This is a genomic window from Bacillus sp. B.PNR1, from assembly GCF_030386235.1.
Classification (GTDB): domain Bacteria; phylum Bacillota; class Bacilli; order Bacillales; family Bacillaceae; genus Bacillus; species Bacillus stercoris.
The window spans coordinates 740,783-767,125 of the sequence record NZ_JANYMN010000002.1; the positions used below are offsets into that span (position 1 = coordinate 740,783).

General features: G+C 44.6%; 28 protein-coding genes and 1 pseudogene. 19 read left to right on the plus strand and 10 right to left on the minus strand.

The genetic code is table 11. The features are described 5' to 3' along the window. Positions 1-222: 222 nt before the first annotated feature. From cggR to eno, 6 genes are all read left to right on the plus strand, one after another. On the plus strand, positions 223-1,245 hold the full coding sequence (gene cggR / locus NZD81_RS15065) for a gapA transcriptional regulator CggR (RefSeq protein ID WP_014665418.1): 1,023 nt from the start codon (positions 223-225) through the stop codon (positions 1,243-1,245). Between the two features lie 46 nt (positions 1,246-1,291). Continuing rightward, entirely contained in the window at positions 1,292-2,299 is a 1,008-nt protein-coding gene (gene gap / locus NZD81_RS15070) for a type I glyceraldehyde-3-phosphate dehydrogenase (protein ID WP_003219957.1), read from the plus strand. A 317-nt stretch (positions 2,300-2,616) separates the two neighbouring features. Continuing rightward, complete coding sequence (locus NZD81_RS15075) at positions 2,617-3,801, plus strand: phosphoglycerate kinase (protein ID WP_282373546.1); 1,185 nt, start codon at positions 2,617-2,619, stop codon at positions 3,799-3,801. Between the two features lie 30 nt (positions 3,802-3,831). Continuing rightward, positions 3,832-4,593, plus strand: a complete 762-nt coding sequence (gene tpiA / locus NZD81_RS15080; protein WP_003243394.1) for a triose-phosphate isomerase — start codon at positions 3,832-3,834, stop codon at positions 4,591-4,593. Continuing rightward, entirely contained in the window at positions 4,586-6,121 is a 1,536-nt protein-coding gene (gene gpmI / locus NZD81_RS15085) for a 2,3-bisphosphoglycerate-independent phosphoglycerate mutase (RefSeq protein ID WP_040081790.1), read from the plus strand. The genes tpiA and gpmI overlap by 8 nt, the downstream gene beginning before the upstream one ends. Positions 6,122-6,150: 29 nt before the next feature. Then, positions 6,151-7,443: a phosphopyruvate hydratase gene (eno, locus tag NZD81_RS15090; RefSeq protein ID WP_003151625.1), complete on the plus strand. Its 1,293-nt coding sequence runs from the start codon at positions 6,151-6,153 to the stop codon at positions 7,441-7,443. Positions 7,444-7,770: 327 nt separating this feature from the next. Here the strand turns inward: eno and NZD81_RS15095 are convergent, their stop codons facing one another. After that, entirely contained in the window at positions 7,771-8,235 is a 465-nt protein-coding gene (locus tag NZD81_RS15095; protein ID WP_040081791.1) for a GNAT family N-acetyltransferase, read from the minus strand. 126 nt (positions 8,236-8,361) lie between these two features. Between NZD81_RS15095 and NZD81_RS15100 the strand changes: the two genes are divergently transcribed. After that, positions 8,362-10,179 carry a zinc ribbon domain-containing protein gene (locus tag NZD81_RS15100; RefSeq protein WP_282373541.1) on the plus strand — a complete coding sequence of 606 codons (1,818 nt, stop codon included), beginning with the start codon at positions 8,362-8,364 and terminating at the stop codon, positions 10,177-10,179. Between the two features lie 35 nt (positions 10,180-10,214). On the opposite strand, the gene NZD81_RS15105 is transcribed toward NZD81_RS15100, so the two are convergent. Next, positions 10,215-10,913, minus strand: a complete 699-nt coding sequence (locus NZD81_RS15105) for a zinc ribbon domain-containing protein (RefSeq protein ID WP_282373539.1) — start codon at positions 10,911-10,913, stop codon at positions 10,215-10,217. 132 nt (positions 10,914-11,045) lie between these two features. Beyond that, positions 11,046-11,435: pseudogene (locus NZD81_RS21220) on the minus strand (YvbH-like oligomerization domain-containing protein); the annotation flags it as partial. A gap of 96 nt (positions 11,436-11,531) precedes the next feature. Between NZD81_RS21220 and NZD81_RS15115 the strand changes: the two are divergent. Then, positions 11,532-12,167 (plus strand): NAAT family transporter, encoded by a 636-nt coding sequence (locus NZD81_RS15115; protein ID WP_282373537.1) that lies wholly within the window; start codon positions 11,532-11,534, stop codon positions 12,165-12,167. A gap of 18 nt (positions 12,168-12,185) precedes the next feature. On the opposite strand, the gene opcR is transcribed toward NZD81_RS15115, so the two are convergent. Further along, positions 12,186-12,743 (minus strand): opuC operon transcriptional regulator OpcR, encoded by a 558-nt coding sequence (gene opcR / locus NZD81_RS15120; RefSeq protein WP_014665408.1) that lies wholly within the window; start codon positions 12,741-12,743, stop codon positions 12,186-12,188. Between the two features lie 263 nt (positions 12,744-13,006). Between opcR and opuCA the strand changes: the two genes are divergently transcribed. Genes opuCA through opuCD form a run of 4 tightly spaced genes read left to right on the plus strand, consistent with a single transcriptional unit; the run spans position 13,007 to position 16,448 of the window. After that, positions 13,007-14,149, plus strand: coding sequence for an osmoprotectant ABC transporter ATP-binding protein OpuCA (gene opuCA, locus NZD81_RS15125; protein WP_003243370.1), 1,143 nt, complete (start codon positions 13,007-13,009; stop codon positions 14,147-14,149). A gap of 22 nt (positions 14,150-14,171) precedes the next feature. Further along, positions 14,172-14,825: a glycine betaine/carnitine/choline/choline sulfate ABC transporter permease OpuCB gene (gene opuCB, locus NZD81_RS15130; RefSeq protein WP_003228349.1), complete on the plus strand. Its 654-nt coding sequence runs from the start codon at positions 14,172-14,174 to the stop codon at positions 14,823-14,825. Positions 14,826-14,838: 13 nt separating this feature from the next. After that, a complete protein-coding gene (opuCC, locus tag NZD81_RS15135; protein WP_071582318.1) occupies positions 14,839-15,756 on the plus strand; it encodes an osmoprotectant ABC transporter substrate-binding lipoprotein OpuCC in 918 nt (305 codons plus the stop codon). Positions 15,757-15,773: 17 nt separating this feature from the next. Beyond that, positions 15,774-16,448: a glycine betaine/carnitine/choline/choline sulfate ABC transporter permease OpuCD gene (gene opuCD, locus NZD81_RS15140; protein ID WP_014665405.1), complete on the plus strand. Its 675-nt coding sequence runs from the start codon at positions 15,774-15,776 to the stop codon at positions 16,446-16,448. Between the two features lie 31 nt (positions 16,449-16,479). Here opuCD and NZD81_RS15145 read toward each other — a convergent pair whose 3' ends face one another. Then, positions 16,480-17,013 carry a GbsR/MarR family transcriptional regulator gene (locus NZD81_RS15145; RefSeq protein ID WP_014665404.1) on the minus strand — a complete coding sequence of 178 codons (534 nt, stop codon included), beginning with the start codon at positions 17,011-17,013 and terminating at the stop codon, positions 16,480-16,482. Between the two features lie 283 nt (positions 17,014-17,296). Here NZD81_RS15145 and opuBA point away from each other — a divergent pair, with 283 nt between their 5' ends. Genes opuBA through opuBD form a run of 4 tightly spaced genes read left to right on the plus strand, consistent with a single transcriptional unit; the run spans position 17,297 to position 20,739 of the window. Further along, a complete protein-coding gene (opuBA, locus tag NZD81_RS15150) occupies positions 17,297-18,442 on the plus strand; it encodes a choline ABC transporter ATP-binding protein OpuBA (RefSeq protein ID WP_014665403.1) in 1,146 nt (381 codons plus the stop codon). A gap of 14 nt (positions 18,443-18,456) precedes the next feature. Continuing rightward, positions 18,457-19,110 carry a choline ABC transporter permease OpuBB gene (gene opuBB / locus NZD81_RS15155; RefSeq protein WP_282373534.1) on the plus strand — a complete coding sequence of 218 codons (654 nt, stop codon included), beginning with the start codon at positions 18,457-18,459 and terminating at the stop codon, positions 19,108-19,110. A gap of 11 nt (positions 19,111-19,121) precedes the next feature. Then, positions 19,122-20,042 carry a choline ABC transporter substrate-binding lipoprotein OpuBC gene (gene opuBC / locus NZD81_RS15160; protein ID WP_282373533.1) on the plus strand — a complete coding sequence of 307 codons (921 nt, stop codon included), beginning with the start codon at positions 19,122-19,124 and terminating at the stop codon, positions 20,040-20,042. 16 nt (positions 20,043-20,058) lie between these two features. After that, the gene (gene opuBD, locus NZD81_RS15165) at positions 20,059-20,739 is read left to right on the plus strand and encodes a choline ABC transporter permease OpuBD (RefSeq protein ID WP_014665400.1); all 681 of its coding nucleotides are present in this window, start codon (positions 20,059-20,061) and stop codon (positions 20,737-20,739) included. A gap of 39 nt (positions 20,740-20,778) precedes the next feature. On the opposite strand, the gene NZD81_RS15170 is transcribed toward opuBD, so the two are convergent. From NZD81_RS15170 to rghR, 4 genes are all read right to left on the minus strand, one after another. Then, positions 20,779-22,479, minus strand: coding sequence for a methyl-accepting chemotaxis protein (locus NZD81_RS15170; protein ID WP_282373532.1), 1,701 nt, complete (start codon positions 22,477-22,479; stop codon positions 20,779-20,781). 133 nt (positions 22,480-22,612) lie between these two features. Continuing rightward, positions 22,613-22,939 carry a catDE operon transcriptional regulator CatR gene (gene catR, locus NZD81_RS15175; RefSeq protein ID WP_003242888.1) on the minus strand — a complete coding sequence of 109 codons (327 nt, stop codon included), beginning with the start codon at positions 22,937-22,939 and terminating at the stop codon, positions 22,613-22,615. A 91-nt stretch (positions 22,940-23,030) separates the two neighbouring features. Continuing rightward, on the minus strand, positions 23,031-23,450 hold the full coding sequence (locus NZD81_RS15180; RefSeq protein WP_282373521.1) for a helix-turn-helix domain-containing protein: 420 nt from the start codon (positions 23,448-23,450) through the stop codon (positions 23,031-23,033). Between the two features lie 29 nt (positions 23,451-23,479). Continuing rightward, a complete protein-coding gene (rghR, locus tag NZD81_RS15185) occupies positions 23,480-23,887 on the minus strand; it encodes a transcriptional repressor RghR (RefSeq protein WP_014665397.1) in 408 nt (135 codons plus the stop codon). 152 nt (positions 23,888-24,039) lie between these two features. Here rghR and NZD81_RS15190 point away from each other — a divergent pair, with 152 nt between their 5' ends. Then, positions 24,040-24,273 (plus strand): helix-turn-helix domain-containing protein, encoded by a 234-nt coding sequence (locus NZD81_RS15190; RefSeq protein WP_009968172.1) that lies wholly within the window; start codon positions 24,040-24,042, stop codon positions 24,271-24,273. 33 nt (positions 24,274-24,306) lie between these two features. Here NZD81_RS15190 and NZD81_RS15195 read toward each other — a convergent pair whose 3' ends face one another. Continuing rightward, on the minus strand, positions 24,307-25,080 hold the full coding sequence (locus NZD81_RS15195) for an alpha/beta fold hydrolase (protein ID WP_103031009.1): 774 nt from the start codon (positions 25,078-25,080) through the stop codon (positions 24,307-24,309). 148 nt (positions 25,081-25,228) lie between these two features. On the opposite strand from NZD81_RS15195, the gene secG reads away from it, so the two are divergent. Then, positions 25,229-25,459, plus strand: a complete 231-nt coding sequence (gene secG / locus NZD81_RS15200) for a preprotein translocase subunit SecG (protein WP_003220028.1) — start codon at positions 25,229-25,231, stop codon at positions 25,457-25,459. A gap of 131 nt (positions 25,460-25,590) precedes the next feature. Then, positions 25,591-26,331, plus strand: a complete 741-nt coding sequence (locus NZD81_RS15205; RefSeq protein ID WP_003242610.1) for an alpha/beta hydrolase — start codon at positions 25,591-25,593, stop codon at positions 26,329-26,331. The last annotated feature ends 12 nt before the right edge of the window (positions 26,332-26,343 follow it).

Below are 26,343 nucleotides of genomic sequence, written 5' to 3' on the forward strand. Positions count from 1 at the left end.
TAAGATAAAGATATATAGGGAAAAATAGTGCTAGTTAAAACGCCGCGGCATGAAAACTCTGCGAATATTGTCGATGAATTGGCTCTTAACAGTTGAATAAACAATTCCACCCTGTTAAAATAATTAAAGAAAGCAGAAATGATTTTTTTTGGCTATGATGGGACGTTTTTTGTCATAGCGGGACATATAATGTCCAGCAAAAAAGGAAGGAACGTTTGAGTCATGAACCAGTTAATACAAGCTCAAAAAAAATTATTGCCTGATCTTCTGCTCGTTATGCAAAAGAGGTTTGAAATCTTGCAGTATATCAGGCTGACAGAACCCATCGGGCGAAGAAGCCTGTCTGCCAGTCTCGAAATCAGCGAGCGTGTGCTGAGGGGCGAGGTTCAGTTTTTAAAGGAACAGAACCTGGTCGATATTAAGACAAACGGCATGACATTGACAGAAGAGGGCTATGAACTGCTTTCTGTTCTGGAAGATACAATGAAAGATGTTTTAGGTTTGACGCTTTTGGAAAAGACATTAAAAGAACGTTTAAATCTAAAGGATGTCATTATCGTATCCGGAGACAGCGATCACTCTCCATGGGTCAAAAAAGAAATGGGTAGAGCGGCTGTCGCATGTATGAAAAAAAGATTTTCAGGCAAAAATATCGTCGCTGTAACTGGCGGTACGACAATTGAAGCTGTCGCCGAAATGATGACGCCGGATTCTAAAAACCGCGAGCTTTTGTTTGTGCCTGCAAGAGGCGGTTTAGGCGAAGACGTGAAAAACCAGGCGAACACCATATGCGCGCATATGGCGGAGAAGGCTTCAGGCACTTACCGACTTTTGTTTGTTCCGGGACAGCTGTCACAAGGCGCCTATTCATCTATTATTGAAGAGCCTTCTGTCAAAGAGGTGCTGAACACCATTAAATCAGCGAGTATGCTGGTTCACGGAATCGGCGAAGCTAAAACTATGGCTCAGCGCAGAAACACACCTTTAGAAGACTTAAAGAAAATAGATGATAACGACGCGGTGACAGAAGCGTTTGGCTACTATTTTAATGCGGACGGCGAAGTGGTCCACAAAGTGCATTCTGTCGGAATGCAGCTGGATGACATAGACGCCATTCCCGATATTATTGCGGTAGCGGGCGGATCATCAAAAGCCGAGGCGATCGAGGCTTACTTTAAAAAGCCGCGCAACACGGTTCTCGTCACAGACGAAGGAGCCGCAAAGAAGTTATTAAGGGATGAATAATCCCTCAATATAAATATCTCTCACTTATTTAAAGGAGGAAACAATCATGGCAGTAAAAGTCGGTATTAACGGTTTTGGTCGTATTGGACGTAACGTATTCCGCGCAGCATTAAACAATCCTGAAGTTGAGGTAGTAGCGGTTAACGATTTAACAGATGCTAACATGCTGGCTCACCTTTTACAATATGATTCTGTACACGGAAAATTAGACGCTGAAGTTTCAGTTGACGGTAACAACCTTGTTGTTAACGGCAAAACAATTGAAGTTTCTGCAGAACGCGATCCTGCTAAACTTAGCTGGGGCAAACAAGGCGTTGAAATCGTAGTTGAATCTACTGGTTTCTTCACAAAACGCGCAGACGCTGCGAAACACTTAGAAGCTGGCGCGAAAAAAGTAATCATCTCTGCTCCTGCTAACGAAGAAGATATCACAATCGTTATGGGTGTTAACGAAGATAAATACGATGCGGCTAACCACGATGTTATCTCTAACGCATCTTGCACAACAAACTGCCTTGCGCCGTTTGCAAAAGTACTTAACGATAAATTCGGCATCAAACGCGGTATGATGACAACTGTTCACTCTTACACAAACGATCAGCAAATCCTTGATCTTCCGCACAAAGACTACCGTCGTGCGCGTGCAGCAGCTGAAAACATCATCCCAACATCAACTGGTGCTGCTAAAGCAGTTTCTCTAGTTCTTCCTGAACTAAAAGGCAAACTGAACGGTGGAGCAATGCGTGTTCCAACTCCAAACGTTTCTCTAGTTGACTTGGTTGCTGAACTGAACCAAGAAGTAACAGCTGAAGAAGTAAATGCAGCTCTTAAAGAAGCAGCTGAAGGCGACCTTAAAGGAATCCTTGGCTACAGCGAAGAGCCATTAGTTTCTGGCGACTACAACGGAAACAAAAACTCTTCTACAATTGATGCTCTTTCTACAATGGTTATGGAAGGCAGCATGGTAAAAGTAATCTCTTGGTACGATAACGAAAGCGGCTACTCTAACCGCGTTGTTGACCTTGCAGCTTACATCGCAAAAAAAGGTCTTTAATTTATAGCTAAAAAAGGACCTGACTTGGTTCTTTTGAATAGAAGCGCTATAATGAAAGCGGACAAGGGAAGGGGACGGACTCCCTTTCCCTTTTTCCATGAAGACCGGCTTTCAGAAAACGCTCTGTGAAAGAGAAACGACCGCGTTTTTAGCAGCTTTGCCGGCGCTTTCGCCTAAGGCCGCTGCCCTGGCTTTTAGACGAACTGCCCTGTGCCGAAAAAAGACTGCGATCTGCCCTAGCGGCGTTATCGCTTGACCAGACGGTTTCACGTTTTTCGTGCTGTATGCAAACCATTTTGAAGGAGGATCTCCTAGGCATGAATAAGAAAACTCTCAAAGACATCGACGTAAAAGGCAAAGTTGTATTCTGCCGCGTCGACTTTAACGTTCCAATGAAAGACGGGGAAGTAACAGACGATACACGTATCCGTGCTGCGCTTCCAACAATCAAACACCTTGCAGAACAAGGCGCAAAAGTCCTTCTTGCGAGCCACTTAGGCCGCCCGAAAGGCGAAGTGGTTGAGGAGCTTCGTTTAACTCCTGTCGCTGCACGTCTCGGCGAACTGCTTGGCAAAGAAGTGAAAAAAGCGGATGAAGCTTACGGCGATGCTGTAAAAGCACAAATTTCCGAGATGAAGGACGGAGACGTTCTTGTATTGGAAAACGTACGTTTCTATCCTGGTGAAGAGAAAAATGATCCTGAGCTTGCAAAAGCATTTGCTGAGCTTGCAGATGTATATGTAAATGACGCATTCGGTGCTGCCCACCGTGCTCACGCATCTACAGCTGGAATTGCCGAGCATCTGCCAGCAGTTGCAGGTTTCTTAATGGAAAAAGAGCTTGATGTACTCGGAAAAGCGCTTTCTAACCCTGACCGCCCGTTCACGGCGATCATCGGCGGAGCGAAAGTAAAAGACAAAATCGGTGTTATCGAAAGTCTTCTTGATAAAGTAGACAACCTGATCATCGGCGGAGGTCTTGCTTATACTTTCGTAAAAGCGCTTGGCTATGAAGTCGGTAAATCTCTTCTTGAAGAAGATAAAATCGAGCTTGCGAAATCATTTATGGACCGCGCTAAAGAAAAAGGCGTTAACTTCTACATGCCTGAAGATGTACTCGTTGCAGATGATTTCTCTAACGATGCAAACGTGAAAATTGTGCCGATCTCTGAAATCCCTAGTGATTTAGAAGCAATCGACATTGGTACGAAAACACGCGAAACGTATGCTGACGTCATCAAAAACAGCAAACTTGTCGTGTGGAACGGACCGATGGGCGTATTCGAAATCGACTTGTTCGCTCAAGGAACAAAAGCGGTTGCGGAAGCATTGGCAGAGCCGAAAGATACATACTCTGTCATCGGCGGAGGAGACTCTGCGGCAGCGGTTGAAAAATTCGGCCTTGCTGACAAAATGAGCCACATCTCAACAGGCGGCGGCGCATCCCTTGAGTTTATGGAAGGCAAAGAGCTTCCAGGGGTAGCTGCACTGAACGATAAATAATCTCAAAACTGCTATAAGGAAGTGGAACAGATGAGAAAACCAATTATCGCCGGTAACTGGAAAATGAACAAAACACTCGGCGAAGCTGTCAGCTTCGTTGAAGAAGTGAAATCTTCCATTCCAGCAGCAGACAAAGCTGAAGCTGTTGTTTGCGCGCCAGCACTTTTCTTAGAAAAGCTTGCTTCTGCTGTTAAAGGCACTGACCTAAAAGTCGGCGCTCAAAACATGCACTTCGAAGAAAGCGGCGCGTTCACAGGCGAAATCAGCCCGGTTGCTCTGAAAGACCTTGGCGTTGACTACTGCGTCATCGGCCACTCTGAGCGCCGTGAAATGTTCGCTGAAACTGATGAAACAGTTAACAAAAAAGCACACGCAGCTTTCAAACACGGCATTGTGCCGATCATCTGTGTAGGTGAAACGCTTGAAGAGCGTGAAGCCGGCAAAACAAATGATCTTGTTGCTGACCAAGTGAAAAAAGGCCTTGCTGGTCTTTCTGAAGAACAAGTTGCTGCTTCTGTTATTGCGTATGAGCCAATCTGGGCAATCGGAACAGGCAAATCTTCTACAGCGAAAGATGCGAATGACGTGTGTGCGCATATCCGTAAAACCGTCGCTGAAAGCTTCAGCCAAGAAGCTGCAGACAAGCTTCGCATCCAATATGGCGGAAGCGTAAAGCCTGCAAACATTAAAGAATATATGGCAGAGTCCGATATTGACGGTGCTTTGGTCGGCGGCGCGAGCCTTGAGCCACAGTCATTCGTTCAATTATTGGAGGAAGGTCAATATGAGTAAAAAACCAGCTGCACTCATCATTCTTGATGGGTTCGGATTACGTAACGAAACAGTAGGGAACGCTGTCGCTTTAGCGAAAAAACCGAATTTTGACCGCTATTGGAACCAGTATCCTCATCAAACATTGACTGCTTCAGGCGAGGCTGTAGGTCTTCCTGAAGGGCAAATGGGGAACTCCGAAGTAGGTCACTTAAATATCGGTGCGGGACGTATTGTGTACCAAAGCTTAACACGCGTAAATGTTGCCATTCGTGAAGGAGAGTTCGAACGCAATCAAACATTCCTTGACGCGATCAGCAACGCGAAAGAAAACAACAAAGCCTTGCACCTGTTCGGTCTTTTATCCGACGGAGGCGTGCACAGCCATATCAACCATTTATTCGCACTGTTAAAGCTTGCGAAAAAAGAAGGGCTGACAAAGGTTTATATCCATGGCTTCCTTGACGGCCGTGATGTAGGTCCGCAGACAGCGAAAACGTACATCAACCAGTTGAACGATCAAATCAAGGAAATCGGTGTGGGTGAAATCGCCAGCATTTCCGGACGTTACTACTCTATGGACCGCGACAAACGCTGGGACCGTGTAGAAAAAGCGTACCGCGCAATGGCGTATGGCGAAGGCCCATCTTACCGCAGCGCCCTAGATGTTGTTGATGATTCATATGCAAATGGTATCTACGATGAATTCGTGATTCCATCTGTCATCACAAAAGAAAACGGTGAGCCTGTTGCGAAAATCCAAGACGGCGATTCTGTGATTTTCTATAATTTCAGACCGGACCGCGCCATCCAGATTTCCAACACGTTCACAAACAAAGACTTCCGTGAATTCGACCGCGGCGAGAATTATCCGAAGAACCTGTATTTCGTCTGCCTGACTCACTTTAGTGAAACAGTTGACGGCTATGTAGCGTTTAAACCGATAAATCTTGATAACACAGTCGGAGAAGTATTATCTCAGCACGGATTAAAACAGCTTCGAATTGCAGAGACTGAAAAGTATCCGCACGTCACGTTCTTTATGAGCGGCGGCCGTGAAGCTGAATTCCCGGGTGAAGAGCGTATTCTCATCAACTCGCCTAAAGTCGCAACATACGACTTGAAGCCTGAAATGAGTGCGTATGAAGTGAAGGACGCGCTTGTCAAAGAAATTGAAGCTGACAAGCATGACGCGATCATTCTGAACTTCGCAAACCCTGATATGGTCGGCCACTCCGGAATGGTTGAACCAACAATTAAAGCAATTGAAGCAGTGGACGAATGCTTAGGCGAAGTCGTTGACGCGATTCTCGCTAAAGGCGGACACGCCATCATTACCGCTGATCACGGTAATGCTGACATTCTGATTACAGAATCAGGCGAACCGCACACTGCGCATACAACAAACCCAGTCCCTGTGATTGTAACGAAAGAAGGCGTTACGCTGCGTGAAGGCGGAATCCTAGGAGACCTTGCACCAACGTTATTAGACCTTCTCGGTGTTGAAAAACCGAAAGAAATGACAGGAACATCTTTAATTCAAAAATAATTTGAAAATCAAAAGGAGAGACAAAACTCATGCCATACATTGTTGATGTTTATGCACGCGAAGTATTAGACTCCCGCGGCAACCCAACAGTTGAAGTTGAAGTATATACAGAAACAGGAGCTTTCGGCCGCGCATTAGTGCCAAGCGGAGCTTCTACAGGTGAATACGAAGCGGTTGAGCTTCGTGACGGCGACAAAGACCGTTACCTTGGAAAAGGCGTGTTAACAGCTGTTAACAACGTAAACGAAATCATTGCTCCAGAGCTTCTTGGCTTTGATGTAACTGAACAAAACGCAATCGATCAGCTTTTAATCGAGCTTGACGGCACTGAAAACAAAGGCAAACTTGGTGCGAACGCAATCCTTGGCGTATCTATGGCTTGTGCGCGCGCTGCTGCTGATTTCTTACAGATTCCTCTTTACCAATACCTTGGAGGATTCAACTCAAAAACTCTTCCTGTACCGATGATGAACATCGTAAACGGCGGAGAGCATGCTGATAACAACGTGGATATTCAAGAATTCATGATCATGCCTGTAGGTGCTCCTAACTTCCGTGAAGCACTTCGCATGGGCGCTCAAATCTTCCACAGCCTGAAATCAGTTCTTTCTGCTAAAGGAATGAACACAGCTGTAGGTGATGAAGGCGGATTCGCTCCAAACCTTGGTTCTAACGAAGAAGCGCTTCAAACAATCGTTGAAGCAATCGAAAAAGCCGGCTTCAAACCTGGCGAAGAAGTGAAACTTGCAATGGATGCTGCATCTTCTGAGTTCTACAACAAAGAAGACGGCAAATACCATCTGTCTGGCGAAGGCGTTGTGAAAACATCTGCTGAAATGGTTGACTGGTACGAAGAAATGGTTTCTAAATACCCAATCATCTCTATCGAAGACGGACTTGACGAAAACGACTGGGAAGGCCACAAACTTCTTACTGAGCGTCTTGGCAAAAAAGTTCAGCTTGTTGGTGACGACCTCTTCGTTACAAACACGAAAAAACTTGCTGAAGGTATTAAAAACGGCGTAGGCAACTCTATCCTGATCAAAGTAAACCAAATCGGTACATTGACTGAAACATTCGATGCAATCGAAATGGCGAAACGCGCAGGCTACACAGCTGTTATCTCTCACCGTTCTGGTGAAACTGAAGACAGCACAATCGCTGACATCGCTGTGGCAACAAACGCAGGACAAATCAAAACAGGTGCTCCGTCTCGTACGGACCGTGTTGCGAAATACAACCAGCTTCTTCGCATCGAAGATCAGTTGGCTGAAACTGCTCAATACCACGGTATCAACTCTTTCTACAACTTAAACAAGTAATAAAAAGACCGCCGAGTTAAGTCTCGGCGGTTTTTTTATGCAAACTTTCCTAGCTCCAGCTTTTATTCTCCTCCTGTCTATTTCCTATATTGATGTACAAACAGTTTTGAGTTTTTTAAAGACGTCCCGACTGAATACTTCGGAAGAATTTTGTCACTTATTTTTTCTGATTGTAGAACCTCTTTCAGCAGCTGTTTACACAGGCCTTCTAGTGTTTATGGATGCTGATTATATCTGTCTGTCGGTCTGACTCTCATGCTGGCTTTTTTATCATATCAGTGAGACAGGGAATGCAGCGGGGTACCGGGAAAAAAGCCATCAGCTCTTTTATGAAAGATCTAAATAAAGCCTCACCATATCGCGGCATTGAATCCCGTTTTCAAAAATCTCTTCATCATAGTGTCTGATAAAGAAATCATGGTCGATTGCCTGAAGGCGGAATCCGCATTTTTGATAGAGAGAAAGCTGATGAATGCTTGAATTCCCCGTACCGATTTCAATTGTGTCCGCCCCCAGCTCCTTCGCCTTTTCGATGGCGTCAAGTACAAGCTGTTTGCCAAAGCCCTTCTTCTGAAGAGATTCTTTTACGGCAATATTTACAATTTCAACCGTTTGCGGCCTTGTTTTTAGCAACACATAAACACCTGCAAGCTCATCATCGGCCCAAGCCGTGTAACATTCTCCCCTCTCAAGGTATTCATCTACAATGTCTTTGGACGGATCGGCGAGCAGCAATAGATCATATAATTCGTCATTTGTATCTTCTCTTAATTCGATCCTGAGCTTTTGCATATTCTTACCACCTTTTTTAGTCTGATAGACATTTAATTTTTTCATTCGTTCCCAATTTCATTCTGTTTTATTATAAAATATGAAAAGTAGTAAATGTTATCAATTCAGTAGAATAGGAGGAAAGTCATGTTTTTTTGCAAGAATTGCGGTACCAAGAATAATGAAGGGGCCAAGTTTTGTAAAGAATGCGGCACCCTGATCGGAGGGAGCAGTAAACAGGCCGATCCAGAAACAGCAAGCACCGCCGAAACGAGGCAGGCTCCGCGAAAACCGATCCCTAAGAAAACCATCATTTTATGGAGCAGCATTGCAGCAGCGTGCGTTATATTATTCGCCGCATATAAAACCGGAGCGTACTTTACTTCAAAGGATAGGTTAATTGACAAGTTTGAGCAGGCCGTAAATGATGAGGACAAGGACCAAATCGCGTCTCTTCTCACACCGGTAAATGACAAGCTGAAGCTCACTAAAAACAATGTAAAACCGTTTCTTACATATTTGAAGGACCATCCAGACAAAAAGGATGAACTTTTTGCATCGCTGCGTGATGAAACAGCCCAGAAGGACATCGTATATGCGGAAAAAGACGGGAAAAGCCTGCTGGTATTCGATCATTACGACTTAGTGATAGCACCTGTTTATTTTGAAGTGGCCAGCAATTATAAAAAAACCGATTTATATGTCAATAAAGAGGAAGCCGGATCTGTAAAGAAAGCCGATCAAGCACAAACCCTTGGTCCGTACATTCCCGGTGAATATACAGTCTCAGCCAAACTGAAAAACGATGTCATCGATCTTGTGAAAAAAGAAGACATTCAGGCGGTTGGCGATAACAGCTTTCGTGTAGATCTCTCATTGGAAGCAGACGATGTGACATTCAGCTTAGCGGATGACATTAAGAGCGGGAAGGGAGATTTACTGATTAACGGCAAGTCGATTCATAAAGACCCATTCAAATCCGTAACATACGGCCCGCTGCTGACAGATGGATCAATGACAGCTTCAGTCGAGGCAGAATTTCCGTGGGGAAAAACAAAAACAGCCGGCGTTCCCATCGAACATAAAGAAATGGAGTTAACATTAATTCCTGATCAAAATACACAGGAACAGATTATGAACACAATTGTCAAAACAACAAAACAATACTCCAAAGCGCTATCCGATGGGAATACAGCCCAGATGACAGAGGCGAGTGCCAAATGGAAGGCAGAGACGAAGGATACCGTTGATTCTATGAAAAATACGGACTCATACTTAAAAGATAGATACTTGGAAACTGATTTTGACCTGGACACATTTGCCCTCTCTCAGAATAACGACGGGACGTGGCAGGTATCGGTAACAGGAAAAGAACTCCACCAGTCTTCTTCGTATAGCGACTATTCAAAATCTGAAATGACTGATGACAGTCCGAGTTATGAATATCTTCTTTCATATGATAAAAAACAGAAAAAGTGGATTTTTGAAGATGCAGAATCAACATTCGAATCTGCAGGCACAAATATAAAGAAAATCAAAAATGATAAACCAGAGACATACACATCGGCTTGGGCTGGTTCGAAAAACAAAGACAGTGGAAACTCTGCAAGCGGCGATGTTACAGATGAACAAGTGACATTATTTATGGGCAGTTATCTGCAAAGTCAGGCAGATGCCGTCAATCAAAATAATTTCTCACTAATGGAAGACAGCCTTGAGAAAGGCAGCTCCCTTTATTCCGACCAGCAGCATCTTGTGGCGAAATTAAATAAAGAGGGGACAACAGAAGACTTTAATAACTATGAAGTGAAAAGCTGGAGCCAAAATGGTTCAGCTATCACGATTAAGACGTATGAGGAATTCTATATCACAAAATCAGGCGGCAGTCCAAAGCTCAGAACATATAACTGGACTTATACCGGCGTAGTAAAGAACGGAAGAATTTACTTAACGTCTATTCAATAAAAGAACCCCATCGCCAGCAGGTGATGGGGTTCTTTTTAAAAGAGCATGTAACGGAAAATCTCTTTGACATAGTGTTCGATAATAAGCTGAAATGTGACGCAGATGATCAGATAAATCACAATCGTTGAGTAAATGACATCAACCTTCCCTTTATATGAATGCTGGTAACTGCTCAGCATCGCAGGAGGAATGGCGAAGAATGCACCGATTAAACCAACGGCTAATATAGTAAAGCAAATGTCTGTATGTAATAAAAAGAAGAAAAGGGCAAGAATCAAAATAGCCGTAAACGGAATGAGAAACGCTCCGAATCTTGAGAATGAATCTTTAAAAGACACTTGGTTCCCCGCGATTTTCAGGGCGAAAAAGATGCATGCATGCAGGCCAAATAGAAATAAAATAAAATAAATGGTTGGCTCTAAGAAGATTGCTGTAAAGCTTACGCTTCCGGTACCGTCTGAAAAAAGAATATAAAACATCAAAGGGGTCAGCAAACTGAAAAGAACCATCGTAATGATTGCGCTGATCAACTGCTCTCCGCCTGTTGCTTTACATTCCTGATAAGGGCGTTTCAGGACGGCCAGGACAAATGAACCGAACTGTTTTGCTGCTTGTTTTGCAGCGGCTCCAGTCTGAGCTGTCTGCTGTTGGCCTGATTGACCAGGGAGCGGCGAACCGCATTTCTCACAAAACTTTCCGCCATCAGTTTGATGGCCGCATTGAGGACAATACATAAAATAACTCCTTTACCTGTAATATAGGGAAAATAGACTAATAGTTTTATTATAAAAGAAAAAAGTTGTAAAGTAATCAATATTCATACAAAAAAAGACACGAGCCTTATAGCAGCTGTGTCTTTTTTTATGCTAGTTATTCATATATTTCTCAAATACATCTCCAAAATCCTTGATATGATACTGCGAGCGAACGGATGTCAGCCAAGTGAATCCGAATTCGGTCAGTCTTTATATTGCGTTTCAATTGACGTGCTCAGGGCGGGTATGGTGAAGAATATCGTCACTGCTTTATCTAAGCTTTGCTCCGCTTGATTGATTAAAATGTCATTTTCATAGGTTGTTTCAGCGATGCGGAGAAGAGCTTTATAAAGGTCTTTTCATTTTTAATCTGGTCTTTGTGGACATCAATGTCGAATTGTTCACCGCCCAGCTTAAACTTAATTTCAACATCCAAATCGACTTTTCAGCAGTTTCAAGAAAAACGTCAGAGATTTTATATTGCGAATAAGAGTAGCGTTTCTAACAGGCTATAAAGGTTTACCGGGAAATCACCTCCGGGTAAAAGGGGGAAGAATAATTCTATTTTCTGTGCAGACAATACCAACAAGGAGGTATATGATGTTCTCATTCATCGTTCACGTCTTCATTTCTTTATTCGCAGTATCAAATCCGATCGGAAACGTACCGATATTTCTGACGCTGACAGAAGGCTATACTTCAGCGGAAAGAAAAGCGATTGCCCGGAAGGCGGCTCTTTTATCCTTTTTTATTTTGGCGGCTTTTTTGGTTTTCGGCCATCTTATCTTTAAATTGTTTGATATCAACATTCATGCGCTCCGAGTGGCGGGCGGCATATTCATTTTCGGCATTGCCTATAATCTATTGAATGCGAAAGAATCACACGTGCAGTCTCTTCATCATGATGAACATAAGGAAAGCAAAGAAAAAGCCGATATATCCGTCACGCCTTTATCCATTCCGATCATTGCGGGGCCCGGAACGATTGCAACAGTGATGAGCCTTTCCGCCGGTCATAGCGGCATTGGTCATTATGTCGCTGTCATGATTGGCATAGCCGCAGTGGTTGCCCTGACCTTTCTCTTTTTCCACTATTCTGCTTTCATTAGCAGCAAACTCGGAAAAACCGAGATGAATGTGATTACCAGACTGATGGGATTAATTTTAGCCGTGGTTGCGGTCGGGATGATCGGTGCCGGGCTGAAAGGCATGTTTCCGGTCTTAACCTCATGATGCAAAAAAGCAGCTCCCTTATTTTAGAGAGCTGCTTTCTTTTGTTTTCGGCACATATTGAAAGATTTCCTCACTCTCAAAAAATTCAATCAATCTGCTCAGCCAGTCATAGTAATGAAGCCATTCTTTTAATTCATTCAGCAGCTGATTGACCTTCTCTTCCGCTTCCGGGGTGAGCCCGTCCCTTTGTAAAAGATCAGTCAGCTCCCGGTTTAATTTTTTATAAAGCACTTTGTTTTTGCTCACGACCTTTGTCCAATTGGCCGCGAATAAAGAAATGAAGGTTTGATAATAATCCTGCTCGACGTCATAAAGGTCTTTTCGTACGCCTTTTTCAAACACCTTTTCGGCGATATTGGCATCGATCATTTCACGGACAACCTGGCTCATCCGTGTTTTGCTCATGCCCGTAGCCTCAGAGAGCTCGCTTAAGGTCATCGGTTTTCGATTCATATAAATAATTCCGAGCACACGTCCGACAGTTGAAGGCATTCCAAACGTATGCATATTTTCGGCAATCTTCTCAATGAGATGCTCTTCAGCATGTTCAATGATGTCGAGAGCGGTTTTTTTCACAGCTGATCATCCCTTCAAATGGCAATTGATGGTGTCAATATATCATATTTCTTCCTGATGTTGAAAATAGCTGAATGCAGAGGAAGTGGGAGGTATCCGGCGTAATTGTAAGAACACCCTTTCCGTCTCGGTCATAACAATAAATAATCTATAAATAACATATAATTTCAACACATTGTAAACTTTTTATTTTACAAAGTTCAAATTATAATAAGGATTATACTTTTCAGAAAATTTAATGGAAACCTGCGGAGGTGCACGGATTGCTGAAATTGGAACAAGTGTCAAAAGTATATAAAGGCGGCAAAAAAGCTGTGAACAGCATTGATTTAGATATTGCCAAAGGTGAGTTTATCTGTTTTATCGGCCCGAGCGGCTGCGGAAAAACGACAACGATGAAGATGATCAACAGGCTGATAGAACCATCGTCTGGAAGGATCTTTATCGACGGAGAAAATATTATGGAACAGGACCCTGTTGAGCTGAGGAGAAAAATCGGCTATGTGATTCAGCAGATTGGTTTGTTCCCCCATATGACCATCCAGCAGAACATCTCACTCGTACCAAAGCTGCTGAAATGGCCTGAGGAAAAACGGAAAGAACGGGCGCGAGAGCTGTTAAAGCTTGTGGATATGGGTCCGGAGTATTTAGACCGTTATCCCCATGAGCTCAGCGGCGGACAGCAGCAAAGAATCGGCGTGCTGCGCGCGCTTGCCGCGGAACCCCCTCTCATTTTAATGGATGAACCGTTCGGAGCGCTTGATCCAATTACGCGTGATTCCCTTCAGGAAGAATTCAAAAAACTGCAGAGAACACTAAACAAAACGATTGTGTTTGTTACCCACGATATGGATGAAGCGATTAAGCTTGCTGACAGAATCGTGATTTTAAAAGCGGGAGAAATCGTTCAAGTCGGCACACCTGATGAGATTCTCCGGAACCCGGCAAATGAATTTGTTGAAGAATTTATCGGAAAAGAACGCCTGATTCAGTCAAGACCGGATATTGAGCGGGTAGAGCAAATGATGAACAGAACGCCGGTGACGGTATCTGCGGACAAAACGCTTTCTCAGGCGATTCAGCTGATGAGAGAAAAACGTGTTGACTCGCTGCTAGTTGTGGACCGGCAAAACGTGCTGAAGGGCTATGTTGATGTGGAAATGATTGATCAAAACCGCAAAAAAGCGAGCATCGTTGGCGATGTATACCGCTCAGATATATATACCGTTCAAAAAGGGGCGCTACTTCGCGATACAGTCCGAAAAATTTTGAAGCAGGGGATCAAGTATGTTCCGGTCGTCGATGAACAGAATCATTTAGCAGGGATTGTGACAAGAGCGAGTCTTGTTGATATCGTGTACGATTCCATATGGGGCGACGAGGAAAACCAGCTCATGACGATCTGACCAGGGGAGGAGCTCTTTTAAGATGAATCAAATGATGACTTTTTTGCAAACGAACGGCGGAGAGCTGCTGTATAAAACAGGAGAGCATTTATATATTTCACTCATAGCCGTTGTATTGGGCATTATCGTTGCGGTGCCGCTCGGTGTTGCTCTTACCAGAATGAAAAAAGGCGCAGGTGCGGTTATCGGTTTCGTAAACATTGTGCAAACCCTGCCGAGTCTTGCGATTTTAGCCTTTTTTATTCCGCTTCTCGGCGTAGGAAAGGTGCCGGCGATTGTCGCTTTATTTTTCTATTCGGTGCTGCCGATCCTGCGCAATACGTATACCGGCATTAAAGGTGTAAATAAAAACCTGCTGGAATCGGGAAAAGGGATTGGCATGACCGGCTGGGAGCAGATTCGGCTCGTCGAAATCCCGCTGGCGATTCCCATCATCATGGCGGGTATCCGCACATCAACGATCTACCTAATCGGCTGGGCGACACTTGCGTCGTTTATCGGGGGAGGCGGCCTCGGGGACTATATTTTTATCGGCCTGAACCTATATCAGCCTGAATATATCATTGGCGGTGCCGTGCCTGTCACAATTCTGGCCATTATCATTGATTATGTGCTGGCTGTGACAGAACGAAAGGTGACGCCGAAAGGCTTGCAAGGGATGAAGGAAGTTTCGTAAGGAGTTGGCTCTGTTGAAAACGAAAAAAATCAAATGGCTTGGCGCGTGCGCTCTAGGTTTGGTCATACTGCTAAGCGGCTGTTCTCTGCCGGGACTCGGCGGCGCTTCAGACGACACGATCAAAATCGGGGCGCAAAGCATGACTGAATCAGAAATTGTAGCGAATATGATCGCGCAGCTTATTGAACATGATACAGATTTGAATACCGCTTTAGTGAAAAACCTCGGGTCAAACTATGTGCAGCACCAAGCGATGCTGGGCGGTGACATTGATATTTCTGCCACGCGCTATTCCGGAACTGATTTAACAAGCACCCTCGGCAAGGAAGCGGAGAAAGATCCGAAAAAAGCGCTGAACATTGTGCAGAACGAGTTTCAAAAGCGCTTTTCTTATAAATGGTTTGATTCCTACGGCTTTGATAACACATATGCCTTCACCGTAACAAAAAAGTTTGCGGAGAAGGAGCATATTAACACCGTGTCTGACCTGAAGAAAAATGCCTCCCAATATAAATTAGGCGTCGACAATGCTTGGCTGAAACGAAAAGGCGATGGGTATAAAGGCTTTGTCAGCACATATGGCTTTGAGTTCGGCACAACGTATCCAATGCAGATCGGGCTAGTCTATGACGCAGTCAAAAACGGGAAAATGGACGCCGTTCTGGCTTATTCAACGGATGGACGGATTAAAGCCTATGACTTGAAAATCTTAAAAGATGATAAGCGTTTCTTCCCGCCGTATGACTGTTCACCAGTGATTCCGGAAAAGGTGCTTAAGGCGCATCCCGAGCTTGAGGGTGTGATCAATAAGCTGATTGGGCAAATCGATACGGAAACGATGCAGGAGCTGAACTATGAGGTGGATGGCAAGCTGAAGGAGCCGTCTGTCGTAGCAAAGGAATTTTTAGAGAAACATCATTATTTTGACTAAGGAAAGAGGCGGATCATATGGAAGTACTACAGCAGCTTGGCACTTACTATTCGCAAAACGGCGGTTACGTGCTGCAGGAGTTTTACCGCCATTTTCTGATGTCGGTGTACGGCGTTTTATTTGCTGCCATTGTTGGAATTCCGCTCGGCATCCTGGTAGCCAGATACAGAAAATTAAGCGGATGGGTTTTTGCGGTCACGAACGTCATTCAGACGATCCCGGCTCTCGCCATGCTCGCCGTGCTGATGCTTGTCATGGGGCTGGGCGCTAATACGGTGATATTGTCATTATTTCTGTATTCTCTTCTGCCGATTATCAGAAATACGTATACAGGGATTATCAGCATTGAACATGCTTATCTTGAATCCGGAAAAGCAATGGGGATGACAAAATTTCAAGTGCTGCGGATGGTCGAGCTTCCGCTTGCGCTTTCGGTCATAATGGCCGGCCTGCGCACTGCGCTTGTCATTGCCATCGGCATTACGGCCATCGGGACATTTGTCGGTGCAGGCGGTCTCGGGGACATCATCGTCAGGGGATCAAACGCCACAAACGGAACCGCGATTATATTAGCGGGCGCAATCCCCACAGCTTTGATGGCGGTGATTGCCGATTTGGTCATGGGCTGGCTTGAACGAGCGTTAAGCCCGATTAAAAAGAAAAAGAAGAAAAACCTGGCCAGTGCTGCATAAGAAAAAACGCCTTGTAATAACAGGGCGTTTTTTACGGCTTCGGCACATATTTAAAAATGTCTTCGCTCTCAAAAAACTCAATCAAACGGCTGAGCCAATTATAATAATCGAGCCATTCCTTTAATTCCTTCAGCAGTTCATTCACTTTTTCTTCCGCTTCAGGAGTAAGCTCTTCATCCAACACGCTAAGCAGCTCCCGATTGAGTTTTTTATGCATCATTTTGTTTTTGCTGACGACTTTGCTCCAAGTGGCTGAAAACAGCGTGATAAACGTTTGATAGTAATCCTGTTCAACCTCATATAAATCTTTTCGGACGCCCTTTTCGAACACCTTCTCGGCGATATTGGCATCAAGCATTTCCCGCACTACCTGGCTCATGCGTGTTTTGCTCATGCCGGTGGCCTCAGATAATTCCATAAGCGTCATCGGTTTTCGATTCATATAAATAATGCCCAGCACACGTCCGACGGTAGAGGGCATTCCAAATGCATGCATGTTTTCCGCAATTCTTTCTATAAAATGGTCCTCGGCTTGTTCAATGATCGTTAACGGATCTTTCTCCAACGGTTTCATCCTTTCAGCTAACAATTCCGATGTCAATATACCACATTTTTGATACGGCGAAAATGCTGTCAAAAGAGAATTTGGCAGGAAATTGGAGCAATAAGGAGATCAACACACGTCAATGCGGGTAAATCAGCGTTTACACATACTTTATAAATAATATGAACAAATTGTAAACTTTTTATTTTATAAACTTTAATCTATAATGGAAAGCATTCAATTGTCTGAAAAATTAAATTTAAACTGAACAAATTGAATAAATTTAATTTTGGAGGTGCGATGTTTGCTGACATTAGAAAATGTCTCGAAAACATATAAGGGCGGCAAAAAAGCCGTGAACAACGTGAATCTTAAGATTGCAAAAGGTGAATTTATCTGTTTTATCGGGCCGAGCGGCTGCGGAAAAACGACAACGATGAAAATGATTAACCGATTAATTGAGCCTTCCGCCGGGAAGATTTTCATTGACGGCGAAAACATTATGGAACAGGATCCTGTAGAGCTCAGGCGCAAAATTGGCTATGTGATTCAGCAAATCGGCCTGTTTCCCCATATGACCATTCAGCAGAATATCTCACTCGTCCCAAAACTGCTGAAATGGCCGGAGCAGCAGCGGAAAGAGCGGGCGCGTGAGCTTTTAAAATTGGTCGATATGGGGCCAGAATATTTAGACCGTTACCCTCATGAATTAAGCGGGGGGCAGCAGCAGCGAATTGGTGTATTACGGGCACTTGCCGCGGAGCCGCCGCTTATCTTAATGGATGAACCGTTCGGGGCACTCGACCCGATTACGAGGGATTCCCTTCAGGAAGAATTTAAAAAACTGCAAAAAACCTTACATAAAACCATCGTATTTGTTACCCACGATATGGACGAAGCAATTAAGCTGGCAGATCGGATTGTGATTTTAAAAGCGGGAGAAATCGTTCAAATTGGAACGCCCGATGACATTTTGAGAAATCCGGCAGACGAATTTGTTGAGGAATTTATCGGCAAGGAGCGGCTGATTCAGTCATCCAGCCCGGATGTTGAACGGGTTGACCAGATTATGAATACTCAGCCTGTAATGATCACCGCGGATAAAACGCTTTCTGAGGCCATTCAGCTGATGAGGCAGGAACGGGTCGATTCATTGCTTGTCGTCGATGACGACCACGTTCTGCAAGGTTATGTCGATGTTGAAATCATTGATCAATGCCGGAAAAAGGCCAATCTCGTAGGAGAGGTTTTACATGAAGATCTATACACAGTATTGGGAGGCACATTGCTGCGCGACACGGTCCGCAAAATTTTAAAACGGGGTGTCAAATATGTCCCTGTTGTGGATGAAAACCGACGTTTAATCGGAATTGTGACGAGAGCAAGTCTGGTCGATATCGTGTATGACTCCCTCTGGGGAGAAGAAAAGCAGCTCGCGGTATTGTCATAGGGAGGGGATAAGTCATGCATCATATTGTTCAATTTTTGCAAACCAACGGAGGCGAGCTTCTTTATAAAACATACGAGCATATTACGATATCGCTCATTGCTGTGATCCTGGGCGTGCTGGTTGCCGTCCCCCTAGGCATTGTGCTGACCAGAATGAAAAAAGGAGCCGGCACCATTATCGGCATTGTGAATATCATTCAGACGCTGCCGAGTCTGGCTATCCTTGCCTTTTTTATCCCGCTCCTTGGTGTAGGGAAGGTTCCAGCCATTGTGGCTTTGTTTTTCTATTCCGTATTGCCGATACTTCGCAACACGTATACCGGCATTCGCGGCGTCAACAAAAATTTGCTCGAGTCTGGCAAAGGCATCGGAATGACGCCGGCTGAACAAGTCCGCTTGGTGGAGCTGCCGCTTGCCGCGCCAGTGATCATGGCGGGAATTAGAACATCGACGATTTACTTAATCGGCTGGGCCACGCTTGCTTCTTTTATTGGAGGCGGCGGATTGGGTGATTACATTTTTATCGGACTAAATTTATATCAGCCGGAATATATCATCGGGGGCGCGGTTCCCGTCACAATATTGGCGATTGTGATTGATCATGTGCTGGCAGTGTCTGAACGAAAACTGACACCTGCCGGCATGCAGAGGTTGAAGGAAGTGTCATAAGGAGGCGGCTTATGAAAAGAAAATATCTTACATTAATGATCGGTTTAGCACTTGCGGCAACATTGGCGTTGAGCGGCTGTTCGCTTCCTGGTCTCAGCGCCGCCCCAGACCAGACTATTAAAATCGGCGCGCAAAGCATGAGCGAATCAGAAATCATCGCCAGCATGCTTGGCCAGTTGATCGAACACCATACTGATCTCAAAACAACAACAATTAAAAATCTTGGCTCCAACGCGGTGCAGCAGCAGGCTTTAATGAACGGGGAAATCGACATTGCAGCCACAAGATATACGGGAGACGCGCTGACAGGAACGTTGAGAATGCAACCGGAAAAAGACCCGGACAAAGCGCTGGCGCTTACTCAGCGGGAGTTTAAAAAAAGATACGATTTAAAATGGTATGACTCCTACGGGTTTGATAATACGTACGTCTTTACGGTCAGCAAAAAGCTGGCAGATCAATATCATTTAGAAACCGTATCAGACGTAAAAAAACAGGCGCCGCAATTAAAGCTTGGCGTCGATAACTATTGGATGAAGCTCAAAGGAAACGGCTATCAGGATTTTACGAAAACCTACGGCATGACATTCGGCGGCACGTATCCAATGCAGATCGGCCTTGTGTACGATGCGGTGAAAAGCGGAAAAATGGACATTGTGCTTGCGTATTCAACCGATGGAAGAATCAAGTCCTATGGTCTCAAAATGCTGAAGGACGATAAACAATTTTTCCCGCCGTACGATTGCTCTCCGGTTGTTCCGGAAAAGGTGCTCAAAGAACATCCTGAGCTTGAAGGCATCATCAAGAAAATGATCGGAAAAATCGACACAGCCACGATGCAGGCGCTTAACTATGAAGTCGACGGCAATCTAAAGGAACCGTCTGTCGTTGCCAAGGAATATTTAGAAAAACATCACTACTTCGAATCATGAAAGGGGGAAGGGGTCAATGAACGTGCTTGAACAGTTAATGACGTATTACGCGCAGAATGGCAGTTATGTCATGGATGAATTCGGCCGCCACTTTCTTATGTCGGCTTACGGTGTTTTGTTTGCCGCTGTCGTCGGGGTTCCGGCGGGAATCCTCATCGCGCATTTTCGCCGTTTGTCAGCTTGGGTGTTCGCCGTAACAAACGTTATTCAAACAATCCCCGCGCTCGCCATGCTGGCCGTCTTGATGCTTGTTATGGGGCTCGGCGCAAATACCGTAATTGTATCATTATTTCTGTATTCCCTGCTCCCGATTATCCGAAACACGTACACAGGGATTGTCAGCATTGAGCATGCCTACCTAGAATCGGGAAAAGCAATGGGCATGACGAAATTCCAAGTGCTCAGAATGGTTGAGCTCCCGCTCGCACTTTCTGTCATCATGGCGGGCCTTCGCACGGCTCTCGTCATTGCCATTGGGATTACAGCAATCGGCACATTTGTCGGCGCCGGAGGCCTTGGGGACATGATCGTCCGCGGATCAAACGCGACAAACGGAACTGCGATTATTCTAGCCGGGGCGATACCGACTGCGGTGATGGCGGTGGCAGCCGATTTGCTCATGGCCTGGCTGGAGCGGGCATTAAGTCCGGTGAAGAAAAAAAGAACAAGAGCCAATCATGTTCAATCAGCTGCATAGAATAAAAAAAGAGGCTGGAGTCCAGCCTCTTTTTTCTATTTAAATTGTAAACTGATCCATCTTTGCATTAAGCTCCTTCGCCAGCCGCTCCAACTCCTCAGCATTTTGAAGCACTTGATCCATCGAATGGGCGGATTGCTCGGTAATTGAAAATGTTTCTTCAATGCCGGCGGCCGACTCTTCGGATACAGAAGCGATATTTTCAATCGATTGATTGATGGTAATCGATTGGTTTGTTAACTGCTTCAGGCCATCCGTAACTTCCTTAATGCTGTCTGCAACATGAGTGACAGATTGTTTGATATGCTGCATAGCCTGTCCGGTGTCTGTCAGGTTTTCCGTTCCTTTTTCGACTTCTGTAAAGCTGCTTTCCAAGTACTTAATAACGGAGTGGATTTCCTGCTGTGTCCCGTTTACAATCCGGGTAATGTCCTGCACGGAATCAGAAACGCCGTCAGCCAGCTTTCTGACTTCATCGGCCACAACGGCGAAGCCTTTGCCGCTTTCTCCTGCGCGGGCAGCTTCAATCGCGGCGTTAAGGGACAGCAAATTCGTTTGCTCGGCAATCCCGTTGATGACCTGAACGAGCTTGTTGATATCCTGAGAATGCTGTTCAAGTGATCTCACTTTATGCACGGCTTCTTGAACGATATGGTGGATGGTTTTCATTTGCTGTAATGACGTATGCATATTTTCGTTTCCGCTTACCGCGAGTTCGAGAACGTTTTGAGACGTATCGCTGATTGTAATGCCGTGATTATAGGCTTTATCAATGCTTTCGGTAAACTCATTCATCGATTCGGCAATCGTCACAGCGTCTTGGGCTTGCTGTTCAGAGCCCTCAGCCATTTCGTTCATCGTTTCAGTAATATGTTTGCTGCCGGATCTTGTTTCATTCGTTGCGGTAGCAAGCACCTGTGAAGAAGAAAGAACCCGGCTTGAGATGTCTTTAGAATATCCGACAATATCTCTCAGATTCCCTACCATTTTTTGCAGCGCTTCATTCAGGTCGCCCAGTTCGTCTTTTGAGTTGAGCGGCTCCATGTCGTTCGACAAATCTCCCTCGGCAATATGATTGGCAGACTCCTTCATGCGAATGATAGGCTTTACAATGTTTCGCGCGATATAAAGCCAGATGAAAATGCTGACGATGATCGAAGCCGCCACAAGCAGGGCAGTATAAATGAGCCCTTTTTGATAGACGGCCTTCGTTTCTTTTACTGCTGTGTTGCTGCCTTCTTTATTGTAGTCAACAAGCTGAGTGATTGTTTTTTTCATATCCTCAAAACTGGCCTCAGTTTGGACCAATAAACCTCTTGCTTTGTCCATGTCATTTGTGCGGCCGCTCTCGATTATTTGCGCATGAATATCGATATAGGTGTTCACTTCAGTTTGAAGCTGCTCGAACAGTTTCTGCTCTTTATCAGTGGAGATCGTTTTTTTATAGCTATCAAGCTTTTGGTTAATGTCTTCCATGATTTGATTCATTTCTTGATCAAGTGTATCCATTTTACTTTTGTCTGTATAAATCAGAAAGTCCTTTTCTTTAGAAGACAGGTGCTCGGTTACATAATTAATCGAGGTAATGTCTTTGATGCCGTCAATCCATTTTGTGTTGATTTCATCTGTTTTTTGAATGATATGCTGCATATTAAGAACGCCTATTCCGCCTACAAGTAAATTGATCAGGATCAGTGTCAAAAATACCAGGCTGAATTTGCGGGAAATCGTCAGTCGCATATAGTGGTCTCCTTTAAAATCGTAATGTGTGGATGTACTATATATCGGCTGAGATATCTTTTTTTCACCTGGAAAATAAAAAAATAAAAAACGGTTCTTTTTCTCGTCTTTGAGATCAGAACCGTTTTAGCAATTAGTCAAGAAAGGAAGGGTCAATCCATTCAGTCGCCCATTTAGAAATCTCACCTAAAATGGGGGCAAGCGCCTTTCCTTTATCGGTCAATGAATATTCGATGCGAACCGGAGTTTCAGGGATGACATCCCGTTTTACTACTCCTTCAAGCTCAAGTTCTTTCAGCCGTTCTGACAGAACTCTGCCGCTTAGATTTGGAAGTGCTGCTTCAATTTCGCTAAATCGCTGCGACCCGTTCAAGAGCTGAAATACGATTAAAGCGACCCAGCGTTTACTTAAGATGTCGACTGCTTTTTCAAATCTAGGACACATTTCTGATTGGTTCATACTTTTCACCTCGTCTGTCACTATTATAACGCAAATAACGAGGGAAGGTATGCAAGCGTGATTGATGAAATGCAGAAAGAGGAACAAGGGATTATGAGGAAGAAGCGCGTTTTTTTGCTTCCGAAGATAAAAAATCGAAGTATTTGCTGAGATTTTCAATATCCTGCTTTGAAAGATGTTCCCATTTTCGGCTATTGAAAATCGGGAGGTGCTTCGCTCCGCGCGTGACAGCCGTCTGGTAAATGTCATAAACGGACTGATAGCTTTCAGATGCTTCGCGGATTTCTTTAGGAAAGGCCTGAATATGGCCTGCGGCGGCCATTAGGTCTTCGTACGGCACCTTCAGGACGGACGCCAGTTTTTTGATCGTGGCGGGTTTTGGCGTCCCGCGCTTGCCGTTTTCAATTTTTGAAATGGTGGCCGAGCTGATGCCTGAGTACACCGCAAGCTGATTCACTGTCAGTTTGCGGGCGCGGCGCAGCTCCCGTAATTGCTGTCCGAACGGTGACATGGTCTATCGCCTCTCATTTCTATCAATAGTCAGTCATCAGCAGACCGTTTTTTGGCTTCGTCTGAAATAAACGAAAAATAATGATCGAGCATGAGCAAATCTTCTTTATTGAGATATTGCCATTTTTCGTTCTCAAGAAGCGCAAGGTTTTTCAGGTCATAGGCCTCCGCTTTTTCGAGCAGCTTGCACTTCGTTTCATAAGGAGCCTTGGCTTCATGAACTTCTTCGATGTAACCAGCCTTGTACATAAGCCCCTCATAAGGAATTTTTAAGGCCTCCGCCAGTTTTTTGATGGTGGCGGGTTTGGGAACGCCCCGTTTTCCGTTTTCGATTCTGGAGATGCCGGCCGCGCTTACGCCTGAATAAGTCGCCAGCTGGTTGACCGTTAACTTTCTCTCCTCGCGCAATGCCCGCAATTGTTCGCCAAAGCTTTCCATATGTCTCACCCCGTCCCTCACTGTTACTCATATTTTAGTATGTTTATTGACTAAAGGGAATAGGTAGACTGGAAATGTATTGACAAAAGTTAACATAAGCCGTAATGTAAAACTATAGAAAAAAGTTTTTTCAGGAATGGAAGGTGAGGAAAGTGCCAGTAGAAAAGATACAGATTAGACGTGATTATGTCTTGCAGTATATGGTTAATAACGATTATTCCCTTAATCAGCTTGCGCTGGAAATCGGAGTCTCACCCGCCACACTGAGCCGTGTGCTGAATGGTGAAAGGAGGCCGGGGCAGCTTGTGATCGGTAAAATGCTTCACTACTTTAATTTGAAATTTGAGGATCTTTTTTACTATGATTTTGTTGACAAAAGTCAATAAAAGAGAAAAAACGCAAGAAGATCCAAGCGTTTTCTATCTTGAATGATGTGTCAGCACAAACCCTGTCACCAGTTCATTGCATGTTTTCCATTGTTTTGTCGGCAACTGATGTCCCTGATATTCCAATCTGAAAAATTCGGCATGGCTGCAAGCCCTTCGGTAATAGCCTGCGTTTGTAAAGGTCCAGTCCCGCAGGCCGCCATACATAAAAAGCATTGGCATGTTTAGCCGGGGCAGCTGTTCAATGCAGTTGTAGGCTAGCGAATCCAGATAATACTGATGCCACTGATCCTGGTCTGCTTTTTTCATATGGCCTGTTAATATGCTGCGAAGCTGTCTGTCTTTTGTGTGGCTCCCAGCGAGGATTCTCATGAGCAAACCGGGGTTTTTTTCAAGCAGATACATTCCCAGTTTGTGCAGCTTCTGGCCAATTACATTATGAACAGCGGGGTAGGCGCCGGACAGAATCAGGTGTGACACTTTGTCCGGGCGGATGAAGCCGATGTGCTGCGCGATTAAGCCCCCGGCGGAATACCCGAAAAACACAGCTTTATCAATGTACAAAGCGTCCATGAATTGTATGATTTCGTTCGCATAATAGGAAATAGAAGCGGTGTCACCCGTGTGTTCACTGTCACCGTGCCCGCTTAAATCAGGAAAAATCACCCTGAAATGCTCTGAAAGAAGGCGTTGATAATAAAAAACCTTGCGTCCCATGCCCGGCGGGTGGATAAAAATGATAGGGATTCCCTGTCCATATTCTTCATAAAAAAGATGTTTCCTGCTGGCTATGCTGATAAGCGGCATCGCTTTTCTCCTTTGACCTTTTCATATGAATAGGGTAACCAAGACAAAACGTCTTATCCGGCCTTTTGGCGTCTGATACAGCGTGACATGCCAACCCTTTTCATGTAAAATAGAAGTAATGTAGCCAGTGAGTCTGGAGGTGTAAGGGATGCACGCAGTTTTGATTACCTTATTGGTTATCGTCAGCATTGCACTTATTATTGTCGTTTTGCTTCAATCCAGTAAAAGCGCCGGATTATCTGGTGCGATTTCAGGCGGAGCGGAGCAGCTCTTCGGGAAACAAAAAGCAAGAGGTCTTGATTTAATTTTGCACCGCATTACGGTAGTGCTGGCAGTCTTGTTTTTCGTGTTAACGATTGCGCTTGCTTATATCCTATAGGGCAATGTTTGTATAAGGTCTGATGTGAAGTCAGGCCTTTTTCACGTTTCTGGCTGATATTCATAACGTTTTTTTCTGATTAAACTGTGGAAAACTATAATGATCGTGCAGATAGAAAGGGAGACATGAGCATGAAAGTTGTGACACCAAAACCATTTACATTTAAAGGCGGAGACAAAGCGGTGCTTTTGCTGCATGGCTTTACAGGAAATACAGCGGATGTAAGGATGCTGGGAAGATATTTGAATGAACGGGGCTATACGTGCCACGCGCCTCAATATGAAGGACATGGCGTCCCGCCTGAAGAACTTGTACATACGGGGCCTGAAGACTGGTGGAAAAACGTAATGGATGGCTATGAATACTTAAAATCTGAAGGCTATGAGAGCATTGCTGCCTGCGGACTGTCGCTTGGCGGGGTTTTTTCGCTGAAATTGGGTTACACTGTACCCATAAAGGGAATTGTCCCAATGTGCGCACCGATGCATATTAAGAGTGAAGAGGTCATGTATCAGGGTGTTCTTTCATACGCTCGCAATTACAAAAAGTTTGAGGGGAAAAGCCCTGAGCAAATTGAAGAGGAAATGAAAGAATTTGAAAAAACGCCGATGAATACCCTCAAGGCGCTGCAAGACTTAATTGCTGATGTGCGGAACAATGTCGATATGATTTATTCACCGACATTTGTGGTGCAGGCCCGTCATGATCACATGATTAATACCGAAAGCGCCAATATTATTTACAACGAAGTGGAAACTGATGATAAACAGCTGAAATGGTACGAGGAATCAGGCCATGTCATTACACTCGACAAAGAACGTGACCTCGTCCATCAGGATGTGTATGAATTTTTAGAGAAGCTCGATTGGTAATCAACAGGAGGT